The organism is Candidatus Hepatincolaceae symbiont of Strigamia maritima, from assembly GCF_055505085.1.
On record NZ_DBKDTU010000008.1, the window covers coordinates 1 to 4,637 of the forward strand.

At 30.7% G+C, this 4,637-nt stretch carries 6 protein-coding genes; 1 reads left to right on the plus strand and 5 read right to left on the minus strand.

All coding sequences use genetic code 11. The annotated features are described in order from the left end of the window. Positions 1–26 precede the first annotated feature (26 nt). From ACQCX0_RS00125 to ACQCX0_RS00145, 5 genes are read right to left on the minus strand one after another with little or no spacing between them, the layout of a single operon-like run. The gene (locus ACQCX0_RS00125) at positions 27–626 is read right to left on the minus strand and encodes a hypothetical protein (RefSeq protein ID WP_462562000.1); all 600 of its coding nucleotides are present in this window, start codon (positions 624–626) and stop codon (positions 27–29) included. Continuing rightward, entirely contained in the window at positions 613–1,116 is a 504-nt protein-coding gene (locus tag ACQCX0_RS00130; RefSeq protein WP_462562001.1) for a phage virion morphogenesis protein, read from the minus strand. The genes ACQCX0_RS00125 and ACQCX0_RS00130 overlap by 14 nt, the downstream gene beginning before the upstream one ends. Continuing rightward, positions 1,116–1,550, minus strand: a complete 435-nt coding sequence (locus tag ACQCX0_RS00135) for a gp436 family protein (RefSeq protein WP_462562002.1) — start codon at positions 1,548–1,550, stop codon at positions 1,116–1,118. Before ACQCX0_RS00135 ends, ACQCX0_RS00130 begins: the two co-directional genes overlap by 1 nt. 4 nt (positions 1,551–1,554) lie before the next feature. Then, on the minus strand, positions 1,555–2,676 hold the full coding sequence (locus ACQCX0_RS00140; RefSeq protein ID WP_462562004.1) for a Mu-like prophage major head subunit gpT family protein: 1,122 nt from the start codon (positions 2,674–2,676) through the stop codon (positions 1,555–1,557). 15 nt (positions 2,677–2,691) lie between these two features. Beyond that, complete coding sequence (locus ACQCX0_RS00145; RefSeq protein WP_462562006.1) at positions 2,692–3,888, minus strand: phage protease; 1,197 nt, start codon at positions 3,886–3,888, stop codon at positions 2,692–2,694. A gap of 391 nt (positions 3,889–4,279) precedes the next feature. On the opposite strand from ACQCX0_RS00145, the gene ACQCX0_RS00150 reads away from it, so the two are divergent. Further along, the coding region (locus tag ACQCX0_RS00150) for a hypothetical protein (RefSeq protein WP_462562007.1) at positions 4,280–4,637 on the plus strand (358 nt) is incomplete at its 3' end.

Genomic DNA, 4,637 nt, shown 5'->3' on the forward strand with positions numbered 1-4,637 from the left:
TTGTTAACTCTAAGAAGAAGTAATTCTTAATACTCTTTTCTTACCTTATTTTTATCTACACTAAACACTATTGTTTCTATATTGACGTTATCTTGAATATCTGTATTTACTGTTGCCTTATCTATTTGGATTGGTTTTTGTTCCCATTTATTATGTCCTAAAAGGATTTTTTGTCTCCATGTTATTTCCCATAGAATTATTCCGTTTTGATAAAACTCAGGAGAATAATAATTGTTGCAAACAATACTATTATCTTCTGTTTGCCAAACTTCTTCTAAATTCCATTTACCATTTTTAATAATGAGCTTTAATCTCTCTAAAAGTGATAGAGCTTCTAATACTCCATCTCCATTATTCTCTTTTCCATAATCAGTTGTAATTAGATATAATGAAAAATCTGCTACACTTTCAAGTTGGTCTCCATAATTTCTACTACTTACAGGAACCCCTCTTATACCAATACCAACACAAGGTGCATCATTACTAAAATTCAATACATCTTGCACACCGTTAAAGCCACCACCCATTATCTTAACTTCATTTAATAAAGCATGCTCGATACCTACATTAAACTCATTTGATAGAGTTATTTTTATTGCTTGTAATAATTTGTTATACGTTGACATATTTCTTCTCTATATAATTTAAAACTGTGTTAGTAATCTCGATCTTATCATCTTCATTTATTCCTAAAAACTTTCTTTGTGGAATATTTCTATTGAATGCTTTACTTTGCTTACCACTTTTAGTTTTTCTAGTTATTTCTCTATCATCACCATAGTTATGAGTTGCTGCATAAGGCTCTATACTTTTAACTTCTACCTCATTACCTCTTATTTCACTGACAAAACTATTAACTAAGTATCCTGTATTTTCTAATATCATATGTCCATCGTGTCTTGTAAGTTTGTAAGATGGACTCCAGTTCTGCCATGCTCTATTATCTGGGTCTACTTTAGTTTCAAATCTCTTTTGAGTTTGTTGAATAACTAATGCCCCTATACTATTTAATAAAATAGATTTATCTTTATTATTTAAAGTTAGCTTCTCTATTTTTTCTTGTATCTCTGGAAAAGCAGATAAATCTACATTAAACTGGGCATTACCGTTACTCATTACAAGCCTTCCATTGTACGTCTGCTAAATAACCTACTACGTCTATCTTGTATTAGTTTTATTTGTCCTTTGCCTTTTGGAGCTTCAGTTTCTCCCTCACTATTTTCTAACTCTGGAATTGTTGCTTTCCCGTTATTTATGTCCATTAAATACCTAAATATATCTTCATACCTCTTACGTCTTTCTTCAGTTAAATTTTTTCCATACTCTAAAGACCTTTTATAAAAAGCAATTGTGCAAACCCATTCATTAATTATTGCTGGTACTGTTTTCAATGGAGTTTTATATCTTTTATTTATATGCCCATCTATTTCACTACTTGCATTTTCTAAGGCTCTGACAAGAGGACTTGTGTCCTCTCTATCAGGTAATAGCTTTTTAACTTCAGCCTCTGTATATGTTTGATATAAATCATCTAAAGTTGCATAAGCCATATTACTAACCTTGTTTAGCTTGGTTATATTTATCTATACCACCTTGAGTTAAACTACCATCTGCTCTTATTTGATTATTTAGCACTTCAAACTCAACCTCCCCTACTTTTACAAATTTACTTGCTCCTTTATCTTCCACTATTTCTGCAGTAATAGGACTCTCTTTACTTAATGTTTCTTTATTCAGTAATAAATTAAGGTCAGTTCTTCCTTCAGGTTTTGGGGTATCTGCAACTAAACCTAATAACAACACAACTTCTACTTGGTTATACCAAATATTATCTGTACTATTAATAAACTGAGCTTGGAATAACTTTTTAGCTTTCACATAGTTTTTAGGACCAACAAGTAACATGTTTGGATTAGCTCCAATAAAATTACCATTGTATTTTTTAAGCTCCATCATACTTTGCATTGCATTTATAAAATTATCTTCGTTAAGTTCAGCTTTAGAGCCAAAAGCAAATTGCCATAACCCATAACCAAAAGCACTACGCCCCCTAATACCAAATAAATATTTATCTTTCATAAAAGTAAATTCTGAAAGGTCAGTTGGTTTTTCCATTTTATACTCATCCCTATTTTGACGGAAAAATGCAGGAACAGATTTTGTACTATCTATTAAAACCCAAGGCTCACCTGTGCCTGCTTGAAAATTATTTAAAGATGTACCACTTGCTCCCCATGAATGAGCATCACTAAAGAATGGAACTTTATCATAACCTAAACCTGTATCTGTAAATCCTGTTAGAATAGTCTCACTTAATAAATGATCCGGATGTTGAGCTGCTTCTTTGCCTAAAGCCTCTGCCTGATACTCATAAAAACCGGTTTGGTCATCTTCAATATCTTCCCTATCTATTACAAGGGTTGACTCAAATTTTCTATTAACTAAAGTATAATGAGCTTCACCCATTTTCATAATTTCTCTCTCTGTATCAGTCAACCATTCTTTAATAGCCGGTACTCTTCCTATTGGGTAAGTGTTTGCTCTAGAGTTACTCTCAAATGTTGGGGCAATCTTTGAATATACAGGTTGATATTCATCTAACCCTTTTTGAAATTTAACCACTACTTGGGTTGAGAGGTCAGTTACTCTTTGATATGTTAAATCGTATTTAGCCATAAATTATTTACTCCTTTAATTGCCTAATATTTTGCTTTGGGTTTTTGCATAGTCTTTTTCTTTAACGCCATTTCTCTTACACCACTCTTTTTGCTCAGAGTTTAAAATTGAACCTGAATTATTATATCCCTCTGGTTTCTTAATACTTTTTGCAAACACTGATGGTGCATTTTTCATTTCATCAATAAAAGTATTTAGTACTTCTTCTGAATTTAAAGATAATTCAAAAGACCTTCTAGTAGCTGGGCTAATTTTTCCATCTTCAATTGCTGAATTTAAAACCCTATCTCTTTTTTCAATTAAAGCATTACGGCGATCTGAATTAATAATACTAGTTAGCTTCTTCACTTCACTTTGTAAGGCTTTAACTGTTTTACTATTGGTTTCTGCCTCACCTCCATCAGAACTACCACCTTTTAATTTATCAATTGCGTCTATTACATCAGCAATTGTTGCATCTTCTGGTAAGTCTAACGCACTTATAATACTTGCTGGTATATCACCTTCGGCATTAGTAGAAGTACTACCTTCTTCATCTTTTTTTAGCTCTTCAACCTCATCTACCACTTTTGCAATTTCTTCTATAACTTCATTTATACTTGCATCCTCTGGTAAATCTAAAACATCCTTAGCCTCTTCTATCAATTGCTCTTCGGTTATTTCTTTTTCGTTTCTGCTTTTTTTTGAATTAAGCACTCTTGCTAATTTTTTCAACTTTTTGCCTCCTTTAATGCGGTTAATTGAATTGCTTTGTCTACTATTTAAAGCTGGTACTTTAAAATTTGGACGATTAGTTAAACCAACCGATGTTAGTCTAATTACCTTATTATCATCATCTACTTCAAATGCTGGGCTATAATATTTATATGATTTACTTATTAAATCAAAACAACTTCCATTCCATTCTAAGTTTGCTATTACCTCCCCATCTATTCCTGCTTGAACAGATTTTACCCAACCAACCGCACCGCTGTATTCTCCTTTAGGTGCTTTTAGTTCTGTGGCATGTTCAATATCAATTGGTAAATCTGCTTGGTTTTCTACAAAGCTATCTAATACTTCCTGTGTGTTATAAATGAACTCTCTACCATCTCTTCCAACAATTGGTGATTTTGGTAAAATAACTATCTGTAAAGGTGCTGTATAATTACCTTCTGCATTTTCCAAAAAATTTAATTTGGATGATTTAATTCCATGTAATATAATATTCATATCTTCCACATTATTTTTTAATTATGGTTATAACTTAACTTATTTTTTCTTACATAATAAGTTGTTCGAGTGATACCTGGAAAATTGAAAATAAATTCAATTAAATAAAAAAATAATTGGTAATAGTATCGGTAAATGTTTTATTGAAAGTTGGTAATTCGTATTGGTAAATACCAGTAGATAAATTGGTATTTGTTATAACCATTTACCAGTAAATGTGCAGGTATATACTGGTAGAAGTTGTTGGTAGATAGTGGTAAATTACAGCATGAAATCTATAAGTAATAGATGTGAATTCATAAGATTATTTTGTGAATTTAAAGTATGAATTCGTAGGTAAATATGATAATATTTTTTTATTCAAAAAGTAATTTTATTAAAGGAGAACTACATGACCAACGATTTAGAGAAAAAAAGAACAATTACATACTTAAAGTCTCTTCCAACAGAAGACATAAATAAAATTCTCATGGAAATTAACCCCACATTTAATTTACTTTCTAATAATCAAGTAGATATTGCCTCACATAACACAGGGATTGAAGCTAATATTGGTGGGAAAAATAATGTTAATAACTACTATTTCTCTATATTTAGACAAAAAGCAAATAAGAACTTAGAAGAATTTGTTAATAAACTATCAATTGAAATAAAAAATATAATGACTAAAGAAGAAGATTTATCTTTAATATATGAGATATTTTCACAAGCTAGCCTTTCAAATAAACATCATAATATTCTAAAAAATA

Excerpts from the sequence above, each read along its gene's own strand:
- ACQCX0_RS00145 (WP_462562006.1), bottom strand. The coding sequence starts at position 3,888 with ATGAATATTATATTACATGGAATTAAATCATCCAAATTAAATTTTTTG.
- ACQCX0_RS00140 (WP_462562004.1), bottom strand. The coding sequence starts at position 2,676 with ATGGCTAAATACGATTTAACATATCAAAGAGTAACTGACCTCTCAACC.
- ACQCX0_RS00135 (WP_462562002.1), bottom strand. The coding sequence starts at position 1,550 with ATGGCTTATGCAACTTTAGATGATTTATATCAAACATATACAGAGGCT.
- ACQCX0_RS00125 (WP_462562000.1), bottom strand. The coding sequence starts at position 626 with ATGTCAACGTATAACAAATTATTACAAGCAATAAAAATAACTCTATCA.
- ACQCX0_RS00130 (WP_462562001.1), bottom strand. The coding sequence starts at position 1,116 with ATGAGTAACGGTAATGCCCAGTTTAATGTAGATTTATCTGCTTTTCCA.